This window comes from Arthrobacter sp. Dra40 (assembly GCF_059091905.1).
Genome location: NZ_JBNHHB010000581.1, coordinates 1 through 371 on the forward strand (window position 1 = coordinate 1; position 371 = coordinate 371).

Sequence of the window (371 nt, forward strand, 5' to 3'; positions counted from 1 at the left end):
GTCTTGGGCCGGCCGGGCCAGACCCGGCGCATCACCGCGCCGCGTTGCGGCGTGTCCCAGGCCTCGGCGATTTCGGTCAGCCCGGCAAAGAGTTCAGGTTCGTTGGTCTCCAGGTGCTTGAGCAGCACGTCGACGGGGGCCACGAACATGCCCGCGCTCCACGAGTACTCGCCGGTCGCCAGGTATTCGCGCGCGACCTGTTCGTCGGGCTTCTCCACGAACTCGGCCACCGCATGCGCGTTCGTTGCCCCGGGCACCTGCAGTGCCCCGGCGGAGCGGATGTAGCCGAAGCCGGTGCCGGGTGGGTCGGGGTGATCCCGATCGTGACGATGTAGCCTTCGGCCGCGGTATGCACTGCCTCGCGCACCGCC

1 pseudogene is annotated in these 371 nt (G+C 69.8%); it reads right to left on the bottom strand.

The window, feature by feature from the left end:
* Window positions 1-371, bottom strand: a pseudogene (locus AC5RWT_RS38095) (sugar phosphate nucleotidyltransferase); the annotation flags it as partial.